At 36.8% G+C, this 21,258-nt stretch carries 22 protein-coding genes; all 22 read left to right on the top strand.

All coding sequences use genetic code 11. From position 1 onward, the window contains the following. Window positions 1-26: 26 nt before the first annotated feature. On the top strand, window positions 27-797 hold the full coding sequence (gene rfbF, locus ICN16_RS07870; protein ID WP_216136345.1) for a glucose-1-phosphate cytidylyltransferase: 771 nt from the start codon (window positions 27-29) through the stop codon (window positions 795-797). Further along, window positions 791-1,882 carry a CDP-glucose 4,6-dehydratase gene (rfbG, locus tag ICN16_RS07865; protein WP_216136344.1) on the top strand — a complete coding sequence of 364 codons (1,092 nt, stop codon included), beginning with the start codon at window positions 791-793 and terminating at the stop codon, window positions 1,880-1,882. Before rfbF ends, rfbG begins: the two co-directional genes overlap by 7 nt. 45 nt (window positions 1,883-1,927) lie before the next feature. Beyond that, on the top strand, window positions 1,928-3,670 hold the full coding sequence (locus tag ICN16_RS07860) for a glycosyltransferase family 39 protein (RefSeq protein ID WP_216136342.1): 1,743 nt from the start codon (window positions 1,928-1,930) through the stop codon (window positions 3,668-3,670). Next, entirely contained in the window at window positions 3,663-4,838 is a 1,176-nt protein-coding gene (locus tag ICN16_RS07855) for a glycosyltransferase family 2 protein (RefSeq protein ID WP_216136340.1), read from the top strand. Before ICN16_RS07860 ends, ICN16_RS07855 begins: the two co-directional genes overlap by 8 nt. A 182-nt stretch (window positions 4,839-5,020) precedes the next feature. Then, window positions 5,021-6,364 (top strand): lipopolysaccharide biosynthesis protein RfbH, encoded by a 1,344-nt coding sequence (rfbH, locus tag ICN16_RS07850; RefSeq protein WP_370625635.1) that lies wholly within the window; start codon window positions 5,021-5,023, stop codon window positions 6,362-6,364. Window positions 6,365-6,367: 3 nt separating this feature from the next. Next, window positions 6,368-6,925, top strand: a complete 558-nt coding sequence (rfbC, locus tag ICN16_RS07845) for a dTDP-4-dehydrorhamnose 3,5-epimerase (RefSeq protein ID WP_216136338.1) — start codon at window positions 6,368-6,370, stop codon at window positions 6,923-6,925. A gap of 1 nt (window position 6,926) precedes the next feature. Next, on the top strand, window positions 6,927-7,835 hold the full coding sequence (locus ICN16_RS07840; RefSeq protein WP_216136335.1) for an NAD(P)-dependent oxidoreductase: 909 nt from the start codon (window positions 6,927-6,929) through the stop codon (window positions 7,833-7,835). Further along, a complete protein-coding gene (locus tag ICN16_RS07835) occupies window positions 7,819-8,424 on the top strand; it encodes a DapH/DapD/GlmU-related protein (protein ID WP_216136334.1) in 606 nt (201 codons plus the stop codon). The genes ICN16_RS07840 and ICN16_RS07835 overlap by 17 nt, the downstream gene beginning before the upstream one ends. 9 nt (window positions 8,425-8,433) lie before the next feature. Then, window positions 8,434-9,417: a glycosyltransferase gene (locus ICN16_RS07830; protein WP_216136333.1), complete on the top strand. Its 984-nt coding sequence runs from the start codon at window positions 8,434-8,436 to the stop codon at window positions 9,415-9,417. 38 nt (window positions 9,418-9,455) lie between these two features. Next, window positions 9,456-10,760 (top strand): hypothetical protein, encoded by a 1,305-nt coding sequence (locus ICN16_RS07825; RefSeq protein WP_216136332.1) that lies wholly within the window; start codon window positions 9,456-9,458, stop codon window positions 10,758-10,760. After that, window positions 10,757-11,686 carry an NAD-dependent epimerase/dehydratase family protein gene (locus tag ICN16_RS07820; RefSeq protein WP_216136331.1) on the top strand — a complete coding sequence of 310 codons (930 nt, stop codon included), beginning with the start codon at window positions 10,757-10,759 and terminating at the stop codon, window positions 11,684-11,686. The genes ICN16_RS07825 and ICN16_RS07820 overlap by 4 nt, the downstream gene beginning before the upstream one ends. Before the next feature lie 74 nt (window positions 11,687-11,760). After that, window positions 11,761-13,026, top strand: a complete 1,266-nt coding sequence (locus ICN16_RS07815) for a glycosyltransferase (protein WP_216136330.1) — start codon at window positions 11,761-11,763, stop codon at window positions 13,024-13,026. Beyond that, window positions 13,016-14,200, top strand: coding sequence for a hypothetical protein (locus ICN16_RS07810; RefSeq protein WP_216136329.1), 1,185 nt, complete (start codon window positions 13,016-13,018; stop codon window positions 14,198-14,200). Before ICN16_RS07815 ends, ICN16_RS07810 begins: the two co-directional genes overlap by 11 nt. A gap of 6 nt (window positions 14,201-14,206) precedes the next feature. Then, the gene (locus ICN16_RS07805; RefSeq protein WP_216136326.1) at window positions 14,207-15,007 is read left to right on the top strand and encodes a glycosyltransferase family 2 protein; all 801 of its coding nucleotides are present in this window, start codon (window positions 14,207-14,209) and stop codon (window positions 15,005-15,007) included. 178 nt (window positions 15,008-15,185) lie between these two features. After that, the gene (locus tag ICN16_RS07800; RefSeq protein WP_216136324.1) at window positions 15,186-15,692 is read left to right on the top strand and encodes an acyltransferase; all 507 of its coding nucleotides are present in this window, start codon (window positions 15,186-15,188) and stop codon (window positions 15,690-15,692) included. A gap of 1 nt (window position 15,693) precedes the next feature. Then, on the top strand, window positions 15,694-16,839 hold the full coding sequence (locus tag ICN16_RS07795) for a glycosyltransferase (RefSeq protein WP_216136322.1): 1,146 nt from the start codon (window positions 15,694-15,696) through the stop codon (window positions 16,837-16,839). A 144-nt stretch (window positions 16,840-16,983) separates the two neighbouring features. Beyond that, a complete protein-coding gene (locus ICN16_RS07790; protein ID WP_216136320.1) occupies window positions 16,984-17,838 on the top strand; it encodes a GHMP kinase in 855 nt (284 codons plus the stop codon). Beyond that, window positions 17,838-18,551 (top strand): nucleotidyltransferase family protein, encoded by a 714-nt coding sequence (locus ICN16_RS07785; RefSeq protein ID WP_216136318.1) that lies wholly within the window; start codon window positions 17,838-17,840, stop codon window positions 18,549-18,551. The genes ICN16_RS07790 and ICN16_RS07785 overlap by 1 nt, the downstream gene beginning before the upstream one ends. Further along, window positions 18,548-19,147, top strand: coding sequence for an SIS domain-containing protein (locus tag ICN16_RS07780; RefSeq protein WP_216136316.1), 600 nt, complete (start codon window positions 18,548-18,550; stop codon window positions 19,145-19,147). The genes ICN16_RS07785 and ICN16_RS07780 overlap by 4 nt, the downstream gene beginning before the upstream one ends. Window positions 19,148-19,150: 3 nt before the next feature. After that, on the top strand, window positions 19,151-19,693 hold the full coding sequence (locus tag ICN16_RS07775; RefSeq protein ID WP_216136314.1) for an HAD family hydrolase: 543 nt from the start codon (window positions 19,151-19,153) through the stop codon (window positions 19,691-19,693). Then, window positions 19,694-20,410: a transaldolase gene (locus ICN16_RS07770; RefSeq protein ID WP_216136311.1), complete on the top strand. Its 717-nt coding sequence runs from the start codon at window positions 19,694-19,696 to the stop codon at window positions 20,408-20,410. 96 nt (window positions 20,411-20,506) lie between these two features. Then, a complete protein-coding gene (locus tag ICN16_RS07765) occupies window positions 20,507-21,241 on the top strand; it encodes an FkbM family methyltransferase (RefSeq protein WP_216136310.1) in 735 nt (244 codons plus the stop codon). Window positions 21,242-21,258: the final 17 nt, after the last annotated feature.

Here is a 21,258-nt window from a genome sequence, read left to right as displayed (position 1 = left end):
AATAAATTAAGCGCAAAGATTAAACAATGAAAGCGGTCATTTTGGCTGGTGGCTTAGGCACCCGAATCTCTGAAGAAAGCGCTTCCCGTCCCAAGCCGATGATTGAGATCGGCGGCAAGCCTATTTTGTGGCACATCATGAAAATATATTCCTTTTATGGCATTCATGATTTTGTTATTTGCTGCGGCTACAAGGGGTACATGATCAAGGAGTACTTTGCCAACTACTTTTTGCATATGTCTGATGTCACCATCGATATGCAAAACAATAGCATGCAAGTGCACCAAGGGTATGCCGAACCATGGAAAGTAACTTTAGTTGATACTGGTGAAAATACCATGACTGGTGGCCGCTTAAAGCGCATTGGTCAGTACGTCAAAGATGAAGAAGCTTTTTGCTTTACATATGGTGATGGCGTTTCCAATATCAATATTGGCGAATTGATCAATTTTCATCTTGCTCAAAAAGTCAAAGCAACGCTTGCTGCAGTCCATCCTCCAGGCCGCTTCGGAGCCATAGACCTTATTGGCGATAAAGTCATGGCTTTTAAAGAAAAACCTAAGGGTGATGGTGGCTTGATTAATGGCGGTTTTTTTGTGCTGTCGCCTTCAGTATTAAGTCTGATTAAGGATGATGCAACCGTGTGGGAAAAAGAACCATTGGAGACTCTAGCGAGTGATGGTCAGTTGGCGGCATTCGCTCACACCGGTTTTTGGCAGCCAATGGATACTTTGCGCGATAAAAATTACTTGGAAGAGCTTTGGGCGAGTGGTCAGGCCCCTTGGAAGGCATGGTGATGATTTCAAGAGGGGTGGATGCTAATTTTTGGCAGGGTAAGACGGTTTTTTTGACTGGACATACCGGCTTCAAAGGAAGCTGGCTCTCCTTATGGTTGAGTTCTTTGGGTGCAAAAGTCTGCGGATATGCCTTGGCACCCAGTACTACGCCCAATCTTTTTACGGTATTGAATCTGCAAGATTCATTAAAGTATTCTCAGATTGCAGACATTCGTGATTTAGATGCTTTGCAAAAAGCAGTGATTAAAGCCCAGCCAGATATCGTGATTCACATGGCGGCTCAACCGTTAGTGCGCTACTCTTATACGCATCCAGTAGAAACTTATGCAACTAATGTGATGGGCACCTTAAATTTGCTTGAGAGCTTGCGCTCTATTGATTCGGCGAGAGCTACAGTGGTAGTGACGACTGATAAGTGCTACGAAAATAACGAGCGCTTAGCTGGCTATCAAGAACATGAGCCGATGGGCGGGCATGACCCATACAGTAATAGCAAGGGCTGTGCTGAATTAGTTACCGCTGCATATCGCCGGTCCTTTTTTTCGGCCGATCAATATTTAGAGCATCACAATGCTATTGCCTCTGCCAGGGCGGGTAATGTAATTGGTGGTGGCGATTGGTCTGAGGATCGCCTTATTCCTGATGCCATCAAAGCTTTCGAAGCTAATAAACCATTGATAATTAGAAATACTCTAGCAACGCGACCTTGGCAACATGTACTTGAACCCCTTTCAGGTTATTTGGTTTTAGCCCAGGCGCTCTATGAAGAAGGAACTGCATTTGCACAGGGTTGGAACTTTGGACCCAAGGATAGCGATGCCCGTCCAGTACAAGAGGTTGTAGAGTTGTTAATTTCAGCATGGGGATCACCAGCCTCATGGGTGCATGATGGGTCCGAGCATCCTCACGAGGCGAAATCACTTAAACTTAACATCACTAAGGCTCGCGAAAATCTTGGTTGGGTGCCAAAGTGGACTTTAGAGACCGCCATTGAAAAAATCGCTCACTGGCAAAAAGCTTATCAAAATAAGCGAGATATGAAGTCAATCAGTCTGAACCAAATTCGTGAATATAGTCAGTCTTGAGCAATCACTCCGATTGCTATAAATAATAAAATCTAAAATATTAAAATGATATTTTTTTCAGTATATATAAGTATATTAGTATATTTATTATCAATTTTTTCATTATATTTAGATTTAACCAATAAATACCTATTTATAATTTTTTCAATTACTACATTATTAGCATACATAATTAATAAAAAATTAGATAATAGATATTTTACTAAACCTGAAATTATTTGGATTACTCTAGCAGTAGCGATACCTTTTTTAGCGCTTTTTCTAGTGAGCGCAATGCCAGTATTCACGGGCGATGAAATAGCTTACAGCGTTGCCTTACCTAAGTTATATGCTGATGCAAAAAGAATATTTTATGTATCAGACTATGGTCCATATTCAGCATTTCCTCAGAACTATGAAGCACTGACTACGCTATCTTTTATAGTATTTGATAGTCCAATATTATCTAAAATAATTAATCTAATAATGGTGCTAAGTATCTCATGTATTGGATGGGATATTTCAAGAAGGCAGGGATGCAATAAAATAATTTCAACATTAACACCATTATTTTTTCTAACATCATCTGTTGTAATTACATATAGTCCAATAGCAAAAAATGATATTGCAAATGGATTTTTTCAAATTTTATCTTTATATTTTATATATCAATATAACTATAATAAAAAATTAATAAATATTATTTTATGCGCCTTTTTTGCGGGATTATCCCTAGGAACAAAGCTAAATAGTCTATTTTTTATTTCTATATTAACAATATTCGTCCTTTATTACCTTACATTTTTAGGAAATAAATATGAAAAGAAATCTAAAAATTTAGCCATATATTTTTTTGTATTAATTATTTCTGCAAGCCCGTGGTATATTAATAATTTATTATTATTCGGAAATCCATTATACCCAGCCTTTAACGAGTATTTTCTATTGCATAATAGTTTTAATATAAATTACGTAAGAATGTTCAGGGAGCTATTTTTTCATGACATAGCAGATTTTTCATGGAGTGCGGGAACAATAAAAGGTTTTTGTATAAAATTTTCTAAAGAGTTCGGATATATCGTCTTCAGCGCTGGTTTAATTGGTGGAATTTTGGCCTCTTTTACCAGCAATAAAATCTCAGTTAAATTATTCGCAAACTTTACCTTACTACTTACACTCATAACCTTATTATTTTCTTTCTGGGAGCCAAGATATAATCTAAGCCTACTATTTTTAATGTGCATAAATTCAACTTTTTTGGTTAATAAAGTTATTGGCAATTACAAATACAGAAAAAATATGTCAAAATTTATTTTGACAACCGTAATTATAATCGGAGTAATAAATTTTTATAATATATATTACAAAATGTCGTATGAATATATTGTTATGAAGAGGGATGAATTTATGATAAAATATATCCCATGGTGGGAGGCGACTGAATATATTAATAATAATATTGACAAAAATAAAAAAATAGCGATTGCTTCTGTTCAACCTTTTTATTATTTAAGCGGTTTTAGCTATTATCATATCCACCCATTAATGGAGAAGGGTGATTTGCTATCTATAAAAAATGGCAAGGAATTTGAAGCATTATTATGTAAGCAGCAGGTTAATTACATAGTATTTGATGATTGGCCTATAATAAGACCTGATAATATTAATACCCCAATAATAAATAAATTTTGTAGAAATATTTTTAAGCTTGCAATTCCTGAACTGATAAAAAATAATCAATTATCATTAATTAAAAAAATAAACAATATACAGATTTATAAATTTAAATGTCAGAATAAAAATGAATAAAAAATATACTATATTGATGCCCTGTCTTAATGAAGCCTTAACATTGGGTAAGTGTATTGAGGCAGCTAACATTGGCATATTGTCATCTGGAATTGATGCTGAAATTTTAATTGCAGATAATGGTAGTACCGATGGATCGCAAAAGATTGCAGTAGATTTGGGAGCTAGGGTTATAAAAGTGCCCGAAAGGGGTTATGGTAGCGCTTTATATTTTGGGTGCTTATCTGCCAAGGGCGATCTGATAATAATGGCCGATTCAGATCAGTCCTATGATTTTTCTAGGCTAGAGAAGTTCGTCGATAGCTTCAATCAGGGATATGATTTTGTTATTGGAAATAGATTTCTTGGGGGCATATCAGCTGGTGCAATGCCCTGGAAGAATAGGTACATAGGAAATCCGGCATTAACTTTGATTGGAAAAATTTTATTTAAAGTCCCAATTAACGACTTTCATTGTGGTATGAGGGCTATAAAAAAAAGTGCTTTCAACAGGCTTGATTTGCGAACAACCGGTATGGAGTTCGCAACTGAAATGGTAATAAAAGCTAAATTGGCTGGGTTGAGGATGACAGAGATCCCAGTGACTTTAGATAAGGATGGTAGAGATAGGGCACCTCATCTACGGCCGTGGAGAGATGGTTGGAGACACCTTCGCTTCATGTTCCTATTTTGCCCAAGATGGTTATTTATTATTCCTGGGGCCGTTATGTTCCTCACAGGTTTTTTTTGCTACGTGCTTATCTTATTTAGGGGGAACGTAGATTTAACACATAGCATAAAACTTGGTATACATACTTTATTCTATATGCAGACACTTTTTTTGATGGGGTATCTCACATTACTTTTTGGCTTCATTGTCAGAGTATTTGCTGCTCGAGAAGGAATTCTACCCAATAAAACGCTGTTAAACAAAATTCAAAAAAAATCAATACTTGAAACTGGAGGTTTGTTTAGCATTGCGCTTATTTTCACTGGAATCTACATAGGAATTATCGCAGTAAAGTCGTGGGCTCATTCGTTATTTGGTGAATTGACAAGCTATGAATTATTAAGCCTAGTAAGTCTCTCCACAAGTTTTATCACAGGGGGATTTATAACTCTGCTAGGTTCGCTGTTGTTAGGTTTTTTATCCCACCCTATGACAAGAAATTCAAGTGGAGGCGATTGATTGGTGCAGGCATTAATGCTTGATAAAGCTATATCAATTCCATAACCAGTCAAGCGTAGTTTTTTTCAGATAAATCAAAACTACTCTTAGGAAAATGTTGCATTCAGTAACAAATTTCTTATTTAAATTGTTCGTAAAATTTAAATAAGAAATTTATATTCATTAATTCGGAGCTCAGAGTGATAAACATAAAAATAATAGACGCCAATAAGGTGGAGCAGGAAAAATTGCGTAAGCAGATTGCTGCGCTGGTAGATCAATACGCAGCTATTGAGTTTTCGCCGAAAATTTTTTCCCCAGGTGAGACTATAGTGCCACCCTCCGGTAAATTAATAGGTGCTGAAGAGTTAAAAAATATGATTAGCGCCTCTTTAGATGGCTGGTTAACTACCGGTCGTTTTAATGAGGAGTTCGAAAAGAAGTTGGCTGAATTTATCGGTGTAAATCATGCGCTTACAGTTAACTCGGGCTCATCCGCTAATTTGGTAGCATTTTCTACGCTAACTTCTACCAAATTAGGCGATCGCGCAATAAGGCGGGGCGACGAAGTGATCGGCGTGGCTGCCGGATTTCCTACAACGGTCAATCCGATTATTCAATTTGGTGCGATTCCAGTGTTTGTGGATGTGGATAAATATACGCATAACATTGACTCCTCAAAAATTGAAGCGGCGATTAGCCCCAAAACCAAAGCAATCATGCTCGCCCATTCCTTGGGAAATCCATTTAATTTGGATGTAGTTACTGCACTTTGCAAGAAGTACAACTTATGGTTGGTGGAAGATTGCTGTGATGCACTCGGCAGTACTTATAAAGGTCAAATGGTGGGTACCTTTGGCGACATTGGAACGCTGAGCTTCTATCCTGCACATCACATTACGATGGGTGAGGGCGGCGCAGTATTTACTAATAATTTCGAGTTAAAGCAGATTGCCGAAAGCTTCAGGGATTGGGGTCGTGATTGCTACTGCCCTCCTGGAAAAGACAATACTTGCGGTAAACGTTTTTGTTGGAAGTTGGGTGCATTGCCGGAAGGGTATGACCATAAATATACTTATAGTCACGTGGGCTACAATCTTAAAATTACGGATATGCAAGCGGCTTGTGCTTTGGCTCAGCTAGAAAAAGCACCGGCATTTATTCAGGCGCGTAAGGATAATTTTAAATTTTTAAAAGAGCGTCTTAGTTTTTGTGAGGAGTTTTTGCAATTGCCGGAAGCAATTGAGCACTCTGATCCTTCTTGGTTTGGTTTTCCTATTACCGTGAAGGAGGGAAGCCCGGTCTCCCGTGATGAGTTGACCGCCTACCTTGATCAAAATAAGGTTGGTACACGACTTTTGTTTGCCGGAAATATAACAAGACAGCCTTATATGGAAAATGTTGCCTATCGAATTAGCGGGGATTTGGCAAATTCAGATAATGTAATGAACAATACATTTTGGATTGGTGTGCAGCCAGCATTGACAAAGGAAATGTTAGAGTTCGTTGCTTCAAAAATTGAAACCTACTTAGGCGTCAATTTTTAAATAATGGATGCAATAAAAACTCAAATTAATGGTTGCTTTGAGTTGCAACCGAAGATTTTTGATGACGCTCGCGGACGCTTTATAAAAGTATTTAATCAAAATGTATTTGAAGAAAATCACCTAGAAACAATATTTTCTGAAGAATTTTACTCAACTTCAATTAATAAAGTCGTAAGGGGACTGCATTTTCAATCCCCACCCTATGATCAGGTAAAGTTAGTTTATTGCCCCTATGGAGAAATATTTGATGTAGTAGTGGATTTAAGAATGGAGTCCCCAACTTATGGAAAATATGCCACGTTTATAGTCAGTTCAAAAAAAGCAAATAGTATCTATATTCCAAAAGGAATGGCGCATGGTTTTTATGTTAAGAGTGAAATTGCAGTGGTATCCTACTTGGTGAGTCATGTGTATTCAGAAGAGCACGATTTAGGAATTAAATGGAATTCAGTTGGTATACCGTGGCCCTCAAAAAATGCCATACTATCAACGAGAGATGCTGAGTTTCCGTGCTTTGAAAACTTTATAAGCCCATTCAACAAAGCCTGGAGTGAGGGCTAATATGAAAGCGCTAATCACTGGAAGTTCGGGATTAGTTGGCGGATATCTATGTAATCACTTGAGGGAAAGCGGTTTTGAGGTGGATGGTGTCAGTAGGCACGATGATCATGGGTTGACATGGGATATGCTGAATTTTGAAAAAATTTCAAATCAGAAATCTAATAAAAATTACGACATCGTTATTCATGTTGCTGCAGCGAATGAAGTTGATTGCTTGGCACATCCTGCGCTAAGTTATGCAATTAACGTGGCTGGAACCAGAGCCGTAATAGAATTTTGTAAACTCAACAAAATAAACACTCTAATTTATATATCAACAGCACAGGTATTTGGCATGTGCTGCGATACTATTACTGAGTCAGTTGAGCCAAACCCAGTGAATACATATGGTCAAAGTCATCTTATGGCAGAGCAATTACTTAGATTGGTTGCTAGAGAGGGTAGTCTAAAGGTGGGGATCATAAGGGTCGGGAATTTATTCGGCTTTCCAGCCAATCTTAATTTATTTAAACGGTGGACGCTGGCCCCTTATGACTTTTATAAACAGGCAGCAAAAAATTTTAGAATTGAATTAAAGACAGATGGTAGCGGTAAAAGATCTTTCGTTTCATTGCAATTTTTAGCAAACTCAATCATGAATTTAATTCTTGGGGGTAATTTGCCAATCCTTACGCATATTGGAGGTGGCATGACTATTAGCATAAAAGACCTAGCATTGAAGACGTCAAAATTATGTCAATATTATTTGAATAAAGAAATTCCAGTAATCGTTAAAAAAAGCGAAAATAATGCCTCTTCAAATTATAGTTTTATCAGTGAGGTAGAGATATTTAATGAGGAAATAACTGTAGCGGAATTTCAATATAAAAATTTTATAGAATCCATGGTTTTGAATGATAATAAACTTTGACAATAAAAATAGTTTATCCAATAAGATAATAACGAAATTTGATAAATTCTGGACTCTTATTTTTTTAAGGTTTCAGTTTTATAAAATAGGAAAAAAAGTTATCGTTAGGTCTCCTAGATATATCTATAATTCGGCCAGTATACAACTAGGCGATAACGTAACAATAGGCCCTGGTTGCCGTATTGAGGCATATAACAGCTACAGCTTGAAGAATCCATCTTTAATAATCAGCGAAGGCGCATCAATTCAGCATGGAGTGCATATTTATAGTGCGGGTAAATTAACTATCGATAGAGACTGTTTGGTCGGAAGTGGCTGCATGATTACTGATAATAATCATGGTATGAGCCCTATTTCAGGTCCGTATAGAACGCAGCCATTAGAGGTCAAAGAAACGCATATTGGAGAAAATGTATGGCTTGGAGAAAATGTTGCAGTGCTCGCTGGGTCTGAGATTGGAAGCAATAGCATTATTGGTGCAAATAGCGTTGTAACTGGGTTTATCCCGGAAAACTCAGTTGCGGTTGGGATTCCTGCGCGGGTAATAAAAAAATATGACTTTGACTTAAATAAATGGATTAAATGTTAAAAATTTCTTATGCCTATTAAATTATCCGTAGGAATACCCACATATAATCAGGGGCGTTTTTTAAAAAAAACTATTGAGTCGCTCCTTGAGCAGAAAATAAAGCCATATGAAATTATAGTTTCTAATAACCATAGCACAGATGAAACAGTAGATATATTAGCCGAGTTCAAGGATTTAATTACCGTAGTTATGCCTGATAAGCATATGGAAATGACTGACCATTACAACTTTGTGGTATCTCAGTTATCGGGAGATTGGTTTTGTTTATTGAGTAGCGATGATATTGCAAAAGAAAACTATATTGCTAGACTTATCGAGGGGGCAGAATTATCTAAAAATAGTATTCTTGTTCGGGGTGGCTGGGAAAATATTGATCAAAATGGTAAGGTAATTTCAAAGAGATATTTGCTAAGTGTCGATAGGGTGACTAGTCCACCAAACACATTTCATGAAAATTTACTTGGCCCAAAAATTTCATTTGCTGCATTTGCTTGTAAAAAAAATATATGGCAAAAAGTAGGCGGATTTCCCAAGGAGTGCTCTTTAATTTCAGACTGGGGATTTTGGATATTAATTTCTCCGCATGGAGATTTTGTATATCAGCATGAAATTATAAGTCAGTATAGGGTAAATTACAGGCCCGGAATAGAACAATCGCGCCTATTTGAATGGTTGCAAGATGAGTTTACCATTTCTTCCAAGATTATTCCTAAAATAGCTAGTAGTTTTCAGGGAATTGAAGCAGACTATTTAAAAAAATATTCAAGAAAAAGGTTCTGTCAATCACTAGATACTCTATTTGAAAATAACTATTTTCTTTTGCCTGAGGTGGTCGATAAATTAGAAGATTGGGCTAAATACTGTAATGGACTAAAAGAGTTTTTAGATTTTAGGAATGGAAAGAGAGTAAGCATTATAAAGATAGCTAAAAAATATAATTTAATATTTAAAAACAAAATCCTGAGAACTGTAGTTGCTTTTTTATATCGATGACAATTTTTAAGAGCATTAAAAAAGGAGTCGGCGCTAACTTGTTTGCGCAGCTTGTCACATTATTAATTCAATTGATATGTATTCCAGTATTTATATCTGCTTGGGGAGTTAACTTATATGGGGAGTGGTTAGTGTTGTACTCCATTCCATCACTATTAATTCTTAGTGACTTAGGTTTCACAAGTGCCGCATCTAATGTCATGACTATGGAGTATAGAAAAAAAAATTATTATTTTGTTAATGAAATATTTCAAAGTACTTTTGTATTGCTCGTAGTATTTAGTTTCGGGATATTATTATTAACGCCAACATTATCATCAATTTTGTACAATAATGAATTGATTATTTTAAATTACATAAGTTATGTAAATTTTATAAAAATAGTTACAATTTTCTCAATTTATATAGTAATAATATTCCAGTGTAATTTAATAAATGCATACCTTAGGGCTAAAGATATGTATCATACTGGGGTTTATATTGAAAATCTAACTCGACTCTCAGAGTTTGGGTGCATCATAATTATGTTGTGTAATAAGCTAAATCCTGAGTATATAGCTTTTGGGTATTTACTAGGAAGATTGTTTGGCTTTATATTATATTTGTGTGTATTTTTAATTGATAAAAGTGTAATTAATTATGGATTTAAGAGCTTTAAGATGGCTACTATAAATAATTTAGTTAAACCTTCCTTAGCATTTATGGGATTTCCTATCGGAAACGGGTTAAATAACTTTGGTCTAACATACATAATAAACATTTTAATAGGTCCAAGCGGCGTGGTAGTTTTTAATACTGTTCGTACAGTTACTAGGTCCGCTCTTCAAGGTGTGAATATTGTAAATAACGCAGTTTCTCCGCAGATGTCTATAGCTTTTTCGTCTAATAATATCAAATTACTAAAAAAATTAAATTTAAATTGCTGTAGATTTTCTTTTTTTGGGTCCGGATTTGTAGGTATCCTCTTATTCTTTTTTGGCATATATATTATTCAATATTGGACTAAAGCTAACTTGGAAGTAGATCGACATTTCTTCTTTACAATACTTTTTTCTCTTCCTTTTAGTGCGCTATGGTTATCGAGCTCTGTGATACTTGCCTCCACCAATTCACATTTTTTGATTGGTAAAATGTATTTTTTATTATCCATATTGCTTCTTCCACTCGCCTATTTTTTTTGTATTAAATTTGGAATTTTTGGAATCGGATTAGCATTATTTTTACTTGATTTTTTTATGCTGATTTGTGTTTTATATGAATCACTTAATATGCTTAATGTTAGATTATATGATTTTATATTGCAGCTATTTTTTATTGAGAAAATTAAAAAAATTATATTATGAATTGCTTAATAATGGGTGGAGCTGGCTTTATAGGATCGCATCTAGTTGATGCGCTTCTCTTAAATGGGCATAAGGTTAGTGTATTTGATATGCCATCAGCTGACATGTCAAATCTTTCGGGCGCCATTTCTCGTATCAATTTCCATCGAGGGGACTTCCTAAATGAAGATGATGTTAAAAAATCTCTTGCTGGGATTGAAGTTGTTATTCACCTCGTTAGTTTAACCACCCCTATGTCCTCAAATCGAAATTTTACTTTTGACATCGATGCTAATTTAGTGGGCACCATTAAAATGCTTGAGCTGGCCAAGAAGGCTGGCGTAAGAAAAATTGTCTTTGCATCATCTGGGGGAACTGTATACGGAAATCCAACCCAGATCCCTACCTTAGAAACAGATCCCAATGATCCAATCTGCTCATATGGGATTACAAAGCTGGCCATTGAAAAACACCTATATCTTTCTCATTATCATTATGGTTTGGATTATACGATTCTACGTATTTCCAATCCTTATGGTGCAAGGCAAAATCTAGGCGGTGGGCTCGGGGCTGTTACCACTTTTATATGGAAAGCTTTAAATGATCAACCCATTACTATTTGGGGGGATGGCGAGGTAGCTCGAGATTATTTATACATAAGCGATCTGATTTCTGCTTTTATAAGTGTGATTGAAACCACGCCTCTGTCGAAGATCTATAACATCGGTGCCGGTAGAGCTTATTCACTTAATGAAGTTGTGTCACTCATAAATCAGCATCTGGGAAGAAATGTTAAGGTAAATTATTCTGAATCTAGAAAGTTTGATGTTGCTGTAAGTTACCTTAATATAGATAGAGCAAGAAATGAACTTTTGTGGGTGCCTAAAATTCCACTTTATCAAGGTATAGCAAAAACTTTTCAGGCTCTACAAATGAATTTTAATTGATTAAATTGGGCCCCACATGCATCACTGAAAGTCTTTCTTTTAAAGTCGTATGAAAATTATTTGAAATCTTAAGTTTGAAAAAAGTACTAATATCTAACGGCCACTTCAAGTTTATCTTAGGCGCTACTGCTGTTGCCGCAGGTAAATCATATATTCTTGATGCCTATATAACTGCTGGGTATCCAAAGAAGTCATTGGTGCTAATGATTAAATTCTTGCAATTAAATAAATTTAAAAGCATAGCTCGACTTTTAGATCGCAGGGAGAATTTGCCTGATAAATATGTACACCCCATTTGGATTTCAGAGGTGATAATGCAAATCGCAATGCTTTTGAATAAATTCCAATTGAATAAGCGGGCTTGTAAATACATTGAATATATTGCCATGAGGGTTTATATCAATTTTTCTAAATCAATAATCAATAAATCAAAGGCGAGTATTTATCACTTTCGATCTGGCTATGGTGGCGATTCAATTGCAGAGGCTCGTAAAAGAGGTATGATGGTGGTCTGTGATCATTCTATAGTCCACCCTTACCTATATAATTATCTATTGGAAAATATGGGTGAAATTAATGATTTTTCCAATAATAATCATGTACGGCTAGATAAGTTTTGGAATTTAATCCTATCTGACATTAATAATTCTGATTATGTAATTGTAAACTCTGATTTTGTCAAGGAGACTTTTATTAAGGTTGGGTTTGAGCCATCCAAAATATTTGTTTTATATCATGGCATTGATGATAAATTCCTTGACGCTATAAATAAAAGAACTGCTCTTACCTTCGCCAAAAACACTAAAACCTATCTATTTGCAGGCGATTTGAATGAGCGAAAGGGCGGTCATCAGCTTTTAAGGGCATTTACAGAATTAAAGTGTCAAGATTGGACGCTTACATTGGTTGGTAACATTGACAGAAGTTTTTATGATGAGTACCCAAAATTTTTTAGGGATTTGAGAGTAAGGGTTCTTGGCTTAGTTCCGCGAATGGAGTTAATTACGGTAATGTCATCCTCCAACTTCTTTGTATTTCCAAGCCTTGCAGAGGGTTCTGCTCGAGTGATATTTATGGCGCTCGCGTGCGGTTGCTATGTTATCACCACGAAAAATTCTGGATCTGTGGTTGTCGACAATATTCATGGCAAAGTTATTGAGGCTGGAAATGTTATGGAGTTGAATTTGGCGATACATGACTCAATGCAATTGAGTCAATCTTATCTAAATTCAGTCCAAGAAAATAATTATAAATATATAAAAAATAACTATTCTATTGAAAACTATCGATTAAGTCTTTTGAAGATTTATGCTAAGATTAGTAATATTAATGTTTTATAAAATTACCTCATTTTGTATTCCCGCTTTCATTTTCTTAGAAATAGAATATATAGGAAGGGTATTTATATCTGATATCTTAGTGATTGCAGTTTTCCCTTTTATTTTATGGAGTTTTCGTAATTATCCTTTAAATAAAATTTTTTTAAAAGTACTTCTTTTTTCCTGTTTATGGTTAATATGTCAGGCATTATCTGACTTAATAAATTTATCTAATGTTAATGATTTATTAAGGGGAAATTTTAAAATAATATTATTTATATTTTATTTTATTGTTTTCTATTTTCTTATCGTTGCGGATAAAATTAATTCAATAATTTTGTTATGTGGACTTATATTCGGTCTTTTTCTTTCTTTTCTGTTCTCACCAAATCAATTTGCTATTAATGGCGACTACTGGAAATTTGGAGTTGGTTATGCTTCAACACTAGCAATATTTTTGTTTATAAGTGTATATAAATTTCCATACACCTCTCTTATCTATATTATTTTAGCTTTTGTAAATATTTATTTAGGCTATAGATCACTTGCTCTGGTTTGTTTAGCATGCTCAGTCTATCAAATATCATTAAAATATAATTTTATAAAATTTCAGTTTAATATTAAAAATATTATAAAGCTAGTATTTTTGCTGATTAGTATTTTTATTTCAGCTGCCTCTTATAATTATCTTGCATCGAGTGGTTACCTTGGGTTTGAACAGCAATTTAAATATCAATTTCAAACCACTGGAAAATATGGCCCGCTTATAGGAGCTCGTCCCGAGTTATTGGGCTCTATTCATGCAATTCTTGATGAGCCAGTTTTGGGTCATGGTTCCTGGGCAAGAAATGTAAAATATAAGGAACTATTAAAAGAGGAGGTTGTCACTGCCGGATATGGGGATCACGGAATTACAGAAGATGATTTAATTCCATCTCACTCCTATCTTTTTGGTGCGTGGGTTGAATCTGGTGTTATGGGTGCAATATTTTGGTTATACATCGTATTTTTGATATTCCGAGGATTTCGTATCAATAGATTCGCCCCTGATTCTTACTGCAGTCTTTATCCATTTCTAGCAACTTGGCTATTATGGAACATATTATTTTCACCTTTTGGTGCAGAGGCGAGAATATATGCTAGCCTATCTATTGCTTTATTGATCCTATATCCTAAATTGTATAAATTAAAATAAATAGTTATGAAGATTTCATTGGTATCAATTTCATTTAATCAGGTTGATTACTTAAGGTATTGCATTGATTCAGTTGTTAGTCAAAATTATGGAGATTTAGAATACATATTAGTTGACCCTGGCTCTATTGATGGTAGCCGTGAATTAATTGATGAATATCAAAATCTACTAACAAAAAAAATTTTTTCTGCCGATAAGGGCCCGGCTGACGGTCTAAATAAAGGATTTGCCTTAGCAACGGGAGAAATTTTTGGGTTTTTAAACTCAGACGATATCTTGATGCCCGGCTCCTTAGAGCAGATTGCAGGATTTTTCGAGCGCAACCCTGAGATTGATGTTGTTTCTGGGCACTCTTTTATTATCAACGGCGAAGGCCGTATTTTGCGTAGGTGTTTCTCGGAGACATTTTCGCTGCCTATGTTTGCGCACAATTCTTGCATTCTTATGCAGCCATCAACTTTTTTTCGCTCTAGAGCCTTTAGACTATCACCGGGTTTTAATGTCCTAAATCGAACAAATTGGGATGGAGAGTTTTTTGCTGAATTAGCATTGGCGGGTGCTAGATTTGCATTGATTGATTCTTTTTTAAGTGGTTATAGGCTTCATCCTTCCAGCATAACTTCTTCTATGAAATTGCATAGTGGAATGAAGGATTATCAAAAAAAGCTGTTTAGAAAAATTATGGGCCGAGATCGCAAGCTTTATGATGTGCCGGTAGGCGTTTTCTTGAGACTCTATAAGCACGTAAGAAGTCCAAGAGGCCTTCTTGAAAGAATAATTAAGGGGCCAATTTATGGTCGTAGTTAGATTATTTGAAATTATGGTTATTTAATTGCGGATCGCACTATATCTTTCTACGATGCTTTTTCCTTGGTTTTTGAGAAGAAGGCTTTTGCGTATTTTTTTTGGCTTTAATATTGCGCCCTCAGCACGGATAGGTCTTTCATTTATTTTGACATCCAACTTATCAATGGGGGAGGGGGCGATGATAGGTAATTTTAATGTCATTAAAAATTTAGAGTCCCTAGTTATGGGGGAGAGTGCAACTATTGGTCAAGGTAACTGGATTAGTGGGTACTTGGGTGATCGTCACTATTCAAATGAGGTGAGTCGTAGATCAGAATTTATCCTAGCCCCACATTCCGCCATTACAAATAGACACATTATTGACTGCACAAATACAGTATCCATAGGTGAGTTCACTATTCTTGCGGGTTATGGCACTCAAATTCTGACTCATTCCATAGATCTCAAGCGCAACAAGCAGGCTTCGTCCCCAGTTGTAATTGGTTCTTATTGCTTTGTGGGTACGGATTGCTGTTTGCTGTCGGGTGCCGCTTTACCAGATCGCTCATTCTTATCTGCCAAGTCTTTGCTAAATTCTAAATTGGAGGATGTTGGCTGCATATATGGAGGTATTCCTGCGAGAAGGATTAAATTAATTGACGCCGAAACTCTATTTTTTAAACGAAATATAGGGTTTGTTAATTAGCATGAAAATTCTTCAGGTAATAAGCACTCTTAATCCAGCCTTTGGTGGCCCAGTGGAGGGCCTAAAACAAATGGTTCAAGCGATTGCTGAGGAGGGTCATGAAGTATCTGTTTTGACGCTTGATGATCCAGGAGAGACTTGGTTTGAAGGTTTTCCCGCCTCAGTTATAGCTGTTGGCCCTAGTTATTTCAAGTATGGATTAAATTTTAAGCTTATAAGCTGGCTTAAAAATAATGCAAAATTATTTGATGTCGTAATTGTTAATGGCATTTGGCAGTTCCATAGTTATGCTGTTTGTAGGGCGCTGAAGGGTACTGCCACCCCCTATTTTGTCTATACACACGGAATGTTAGACCCATGGTTTAGATTGGCTTACCCTATAAAACATCTTAAGAAGTGGCTTTATTGGCCTTGGGCTGAGTATGTAGTGCTAAAGAACGCAAGGGCAGTATTATTTACAAGCGAGGAGGAGCGATTGCTAGCTCGGAGCTCTTTTTGGCTATATCGTTGTAACGAAATGGTTGTTAATTTTGGTATCAAAGGATTTGTCTCTGATAGTTCTGAGCACATAAATTTTTTTTATAAGTCGTACCCCCACTTGCAAGATAAAAGAGTGATTTTATATTTAGGTAGACTACACTTAAAAAAAGGGTGCGACCTATTAATTGATGCATTTTCTAAAATTGTTCTTGCCGATAAAAATTTGCATTTAGTTTTTATCGGCAATGACCAAGATGGTTGGCGAAGTAAGTTGGAATCAAAAGTAGAGCAACTGGGTATTAACTCCTATGTTTCTTGGCTTGGCATGGTTGATGAGCAATTAAAATGGGGGGCTCTATTAGCTGCAGATGTTTTTATTCTTCCCTCCCACTCGGAAAACTTTGGGGCTTCTGTTGTCGAAGCTTTGAGCTGCTCAACTCCAGTATTAATTTCAAATAAAGTCAATATTTGGAGAGAAATAAAAAATTCAGAAGCAGGATTTGTTGAGAGTGACGATCTTGAGGGAACCGGTAGATTGCTCAATAAATGGCTTTCATTAAAAAATAATGAAAAAGATGAAATGATTAAACGTAGTAAAGAATGCTTTACTAAAAATTTTGAAATAACCTTAGCTGTTAAAAATTTGATAAATGCTATTGCTAAATAGCTTTAATGCAAAAATATGATAATTACTAGAGCGCCGTTACGCATTAGCCTGGGCGGTGGAGGCACTGATTTACCATCCTATTATGAGGCCCACGAAGGGTTTTTGATTGCTGGGGCAATTGATAAGTATGTTTATATTAATGTTATGCGACCATTTACCGAGGGAATCTACCTTAAATATAGCCAGCTGGAGTGTGCAAAGAGTATTTCTGAGGTGCGCCATCCAATTATCAGGGAGGCGCTGAATTTACTTGGGTTTCATACCCCTCAGGTAGAAATTACCAGTCTTGCCGACATACCATCTGGCACTGGTCTTGGGTCATCGGGGAGCTTTACTGTTGCATTACTAAAGGCACTTTATACCCATCGTAAACGCCATATCCATCAGGAGGAGTTGGCTGAACTGGCATGCCACATTGAGATTGATCGCCTTGGTGAGCCCATTGGCAAACAAGATCAGTATATTGCGGCAGTAGGCGGTCTAACTTGTTTTGCTTTTCATCGGGATGGGAGGGTAATCGCTACTCCATTAAAAGTTAGCATGGAAACCATGTTTGATCTTGAAGATAACTTACTTCTCTTTTTTACTGGTTTTTCAAGAAGCGCCAGTGGCATTTTAAAAGATCAAAAGGTCAAGTCGCAACAAAATGATACTGATATGATCGCAAATTTACATTATGTAAAGAATTTAGGTTATAAAAGTAAAGCGGCATTGGAAGAGGGGGATACCAAGTTATTTGGTGAACTTATGCATGAGCATTGGGAGCATAAGAAGCGTCGCTCAGGCGGCATGAGCAATCCCAAGATTGATGAGTGGTATCAATTAGCCATGAATAATGGCGCGATTGGCGGTAAGCTGGTTGGTGCAGGCGGAGGTGGTTTTTTGATGTTTATGGCACAAGACCGTACTCAGTTGCGTAAAGCGATGGCTAACGCTGGCTTAGAAGAGGTGCGTTTTAAATTCGATTTTGAAGGCGCCAAAGTCATGATGTCTTCCTAATGTTCTCGGTTGCAATATTAGCGGGTGGTTTGGCTACCCGCCTACGCCCTATAACTGAAGAAATCCCCAAGTCACTCATTGAGGTAGTTGGAAAACCTTTTATTTGCCATCAACTGGAATACCTTCGTAAACAGGGTATTAACTCGGTTGTTTTATGCATTGGATTTTTAGGTGAAATGATTCAAGAAGTTGTGGGTGATGGCTCTCGATGGGATATGCACGTTAGCTATTCACAAGATGGTTCAACCCTCCTGGGGACGGGAGGCGCACTCAGACAGGCTTTGCCATTGCTGGGGGAGCATTTTTTTGTTCTATACGGTGACTCTTATCTACCCATTGATTTTTCTGATGTGGAAAAAACCTATGCAGCTAGCGGCAAAAAGGGGCTAATGACCGTACTGAAGAATCAGAATCGCTGGGATAAAAGTAATGTGGAATTTGATGTCGGTCAGATTGCTGAATATAACAAGACTGTAATTCGACCTCAAATGCATTACATCGATTATGGTTTGGGTTTACTACAAAGTGCCGCACTACAAGCTTATCCTGCTAGACAGTCATTTGATCTTTCAAAAGTTTATAATGATCTATCTCTATCTGGCGAGTTAGCTGGCTACGAAGTTTTTGAGAGATTTTATGAAATTGGGTCTCGCCAAGGAATTGCGGATACTCAAGCCTATTTATTAGAAAAAACAGCAAGGGGTATTTTATGAGTTACGCAAAACAACATTTGAATGAAGCAGTTGAGATCATCGAAAAGATGGATGTGGACGTAATTGAAAAAATGGCAGATCTTTTAGCTCAAGTTAAAACAGAAGGTGGCCGAATCTTTTTTTTAGGCGTAGGGGGTAGCGCGGGAAATTGTTCGCATGCTGTAAATGATTTTCGGAAAATTGTTGGTATTGAATCTTATGCCCCCACAGATAACGTATCAGAGTTGACAGCGCGCACAAATGATGAGGGATGGGCTTCAATTTTTTTTGAATGGCTCAAAGTTAGCAAACTTACCTCTAAAGATATGCTGTTCATTTTTTCTGTTGGTGGCGGCAATCTAGAAAAGAATATTAGCCCTAATTTAGTTGAAGCTTTGAAGTATGCCAAATCTGTAAGTTCTAAAGTAATCGGGGTGGTGGGTCGTGATGGGGGGTATACCGCCCAAGTTGCTGATGCTTGCCTGATTGTTCCAACGGTGAATGCCGACAATGTGACCCCACATTCAGAAGCCTTTCAGGCAGTGGTTTGGCACCTCTTGGTTTCACACCCCAGGTTAAAAGCAAATCAAACTAAATGGGAGTCTACGGCTAAATAAGCTGTGGATATAAATTCATTGAAGCGCGCAGTTTTCTTAGATCGGGATGGTGTAATTAATCGGGCAATTGTGCGCGATGGCAAGCCCTATCCTCCAGCCTCTTTAGTAGAGTTAGAAATTTTGCCGGGGGTTCACGAGGCCCTCCAAAAACTTCATCATGCAAATTACTTATTGGTAGTGGTAACTAATCAACCCGATGTAGCGAGAGGCACCGTTAAGAGGGAAGATGTCGAGCTGATAAATGCTTTTTTATCGTCTCAATTGCCAATAGATGATTTTAAGACCTGCTATCACGATAGCGGTGATAAATGCAGTTGCAGGAAACCATTTCCCGGTGCATTACTTGAGGCAGCCCAAGAGCACAATATTGATTTGTCTAAAAGCTTTATGGTTGGGGATCGTTGGCGTGATGTCGAGGCAGGAGCTTCTGCTGGATGCAAAACTTTTTTCATCAACTATGGTTATGAGGAGCAAAAGCCAGATACGCCAGATTTTATTGTGACTTCTTTATTGGAAGTAAAAAAAATAATCCTTGGAGAGTTTTAAATGAAAAAAGTAGAAGAATTAAAGGTAAAGATTTTTGCTGACGGCGCTGATAAGGTGGGGATGCTTGAGATGTACAAAAAGTCTTTTGTGAAAGGCTTAACCACCAACCCCACATTAATGAAAAAGGCGGGCGTTACAGATTATCGAGCATTTTGTAAAGATATTCTCTCATCTATAAATGACAAGCCACTCTCGTTTGAGGTGTTCTCTGACGATTTTGCAGAAATGGAGCGTCAAGCGCTTGAGATAGCTAGTTGGGGTGATAACGTTTATGTGAAAATCCCTATTACTAATACTAAGCAAGAAACTTGTTATTCGCTAGTAGAAAAACTTGTAAATCAAAAAGTTAAATTAAACGTTACAGCGCTGATGACCCTTGATCAGGTGCGTAATGTGGTGGCAGCTCTTAATCCAAGTATTCCTAGTTATGTTTCAGTCTTTGCTGGCCGCATTGCTGATACTGGCTATGATCCAGTGCCCCTTATGACAACTGCTGTAGAAATATTGAAAGCTGCACCTGCGGCTGAGTTAATTTGGGCAAGCCCTCGAGAGTTATTAAATATATTCCAAGCGGATGAAATTGGTTGTCACGTTATTACGGTCACCAATGATATTCTAAAGAAATTATCTCTTGTTGGTTACGATTTAAATGAATATTCCTTGGATACCGTCAAGATGTTTTATGCTGATGCGGTAGCTGCTGGTTTTAAGCTTTGATTGATTCTGATTTTTGTGGGGTAAATCTAGAATCAATAGCAACCTAAAAAAATCTGAATAGATTTTTTTAGGTTTATCTGGGATTAATCAAAAAAAATGAGCTTCGATTTATATATCACTCGCATCAAAAAGGCTGTCCGGATTCTGATATATCCTAAGCTAGTGCTAGCATTTTTTAGACATGGAGTCTTTGCTGGCGCTGAGCATTACCCTGTTTTAAGTTCTGAGTTTAAGACTATTGTAGATGTAGGGGCCAACAAGGGGCAGTTCGCACTAGCATGTCGAGTGTGGGCTCCCAATGCGCGGATTATTTCCTTTGAGCCTTTAAAAATTCCCGCAAAGATATTTAAGACTTTATTTGACGGTGATGCTAAAGTCTCTTTATATGAAGTGGCGATCGGTCCACAAATTCAACGTTCAGTTATTCATATATCTGAGCATGAAGATTCTTCATCCTTGTTGCCTATTGGCCCAAATCAGATTGCGCTCTTTCCTGGCACTATAGAAAAAGGCATGGCTGAAGTTGATGTTGCTCCATTGTCCTCATGTTTGATGTCAGAGGAAATTAAATCTCCAGCAATGTTAAAGTTAGATGTGCAGGGATACGAAATGGAGGCCCTAAAAGGCTGTGAGTCATTAATCGAAAAATTTGATTTTATTTATTGTGAATGTTCATTCATTGAATTGTATTCAGGGCAAAAAATAGCTTATGAGGTTATTGAGTGGCTACATAAGCGGAAATTCATTTTTGTTGGAATATTCAATACAAGTTATGCCCCTTCAGGCCAAGCCATTCAAGCAGATTTCTTATTTAAGCAAGAAGTTATCTAGCCAGCAGCTGATACTTT

The sequence above is a fragment of the Polynucleobacter sp. es-MAR-4 genome (genome assembly GCF_018882055.1).
In the GTDB taxonomy this organism is placed as follows: Bacteria; Pseudomonadota; Gammaproteobacteria; order Burkholderiales; family Burkholderiaceae; genus Polynucleobacter.
Note: the sequence above shows the minus strand (reverse complement) of the source record. Positions and strands in the feature narration are given on the sequence as shown.

Bases quoted from the DNA above. Each gene is read 5' to 3' on its own strand.
- rfbF (WP_216136345.1), top strand. From the start codon at position 27: ATGAAAGCGGTCATTTTGGCTGGTGGCTTAGGCACCCGAATCTCTGAA.
- rfbG (WP_216136344.1), top strand. From the start codon at position 791: ATGGTGATGATTTCAAGAGGGGTGGATGCTAATTTTTGGCAGGGTAAG.
- ICN16_RS07860 (WP_216136342.1), top strand. From the start codon at position 1,928: ATGATATTTTTTTCAGTATATATAAGTATATTAGTATATTTATTATCA.
- ICN16_RS07855 (WP_216136340.1), top strand. From the start codon at position 3,663: ATGAATAAAAAATATACTATATTGATGCCCTGTCTTAATGAAGCCTTA.
- rfbC (WP_216136338.1), top strand. From the start codon at position 6,368: ATGGATGCAATAAAAACTCAAATTAATGGTTGCTTTGAGTTGCAACCG.
- ICN16_RS07840 (WP_216136335.1), top strand. From the start codon at position 6,927: ATGAAAGCGCTAATCACTGGAAGTTCGGGATTAGTTGGCGGATATCTA.
- ICN16_RS07835 (WP_216136334.1), top strand. From the start codon at position 7,819: ATGATAATAAACTTTGACAATAAAAATAGTTTATCCAATAAGATAATA.
- ICN16_RS07830 (WP_216136333.1), top strand. From the start codon at position 8,434: ATGCCTATTAAATTATCCGTAGGAATACCCACATATAATCAGGGGCGT.
- ICN16_RS07820 (WP_216136331.1), top strand. From the start codon at position 10,757: ATGAATTGCTTAATAATGGGTGGAGCTGGCTTTATAGGATCGCATCTA.
- ICN16_RS07810 (WP_216136329.1), top strand. From the start codon at position 13,016: ATGTTTTATAAAATTACCTCATTTTGTATTCCCGCTTTCATTTTCTTA.
- ICN16_RS07805 (WP_216136326.1), top strand. From the start codon at position 14,207: ATGAAGATTTCATTGGTATCAATTTCATTTAATCAGGTTGATTACTTA.
- ICN16_RS07800 (WP_216136324.1), top strand. From the start codon at position 15,186: ATGATAGGTAATTTTAATGTCATTAAAAATTTAGAGTCCCTAGTTATG.
- ICN16_RS07795 (WP_216136322.1), top strand. From the start codon at position 15,694: ATGAAAATTCTTCAGGTAATAAGCACTCTTAATCCAGCCTTTGGTGGC.
- ICN16_RS07790 (WP_216136320.1), top strand. From the start codon at position 16,984: ATGCGACCATTTACCGAGGGAATCTACCTTAAATATAGCCAGCTGGAG.
- ICN16_RS07785 (WP_216136318.1), top strand. From the start codon at position 17,838: ATGTTCTCGGTTGCAATATTAGCGGGTGGTTTGGCTACCCGCCTACGC.
- ICN16_RS07780 (WP_216136316.1), top strand. From the start codon at position 18,548: ATGAGTTACGCAAAACAACATTTGAATGAAGCAGTTGAGATCATCGAA.
- ICN16_RS07770 (WP_216136311.1), top strand. From the start codon at position 19,694: ATGAAAAAAGTAGAAGAATTAAAGGTAAAGATTTTTGCTGACGGCGCT.
- ICN16_RS07765 (WP_216136310.1), top strand. From the start codon at position 20,507: ATGAGCTTCGATTTATATATCACTCGCATCAAAAAGGCTGTCCGGATT.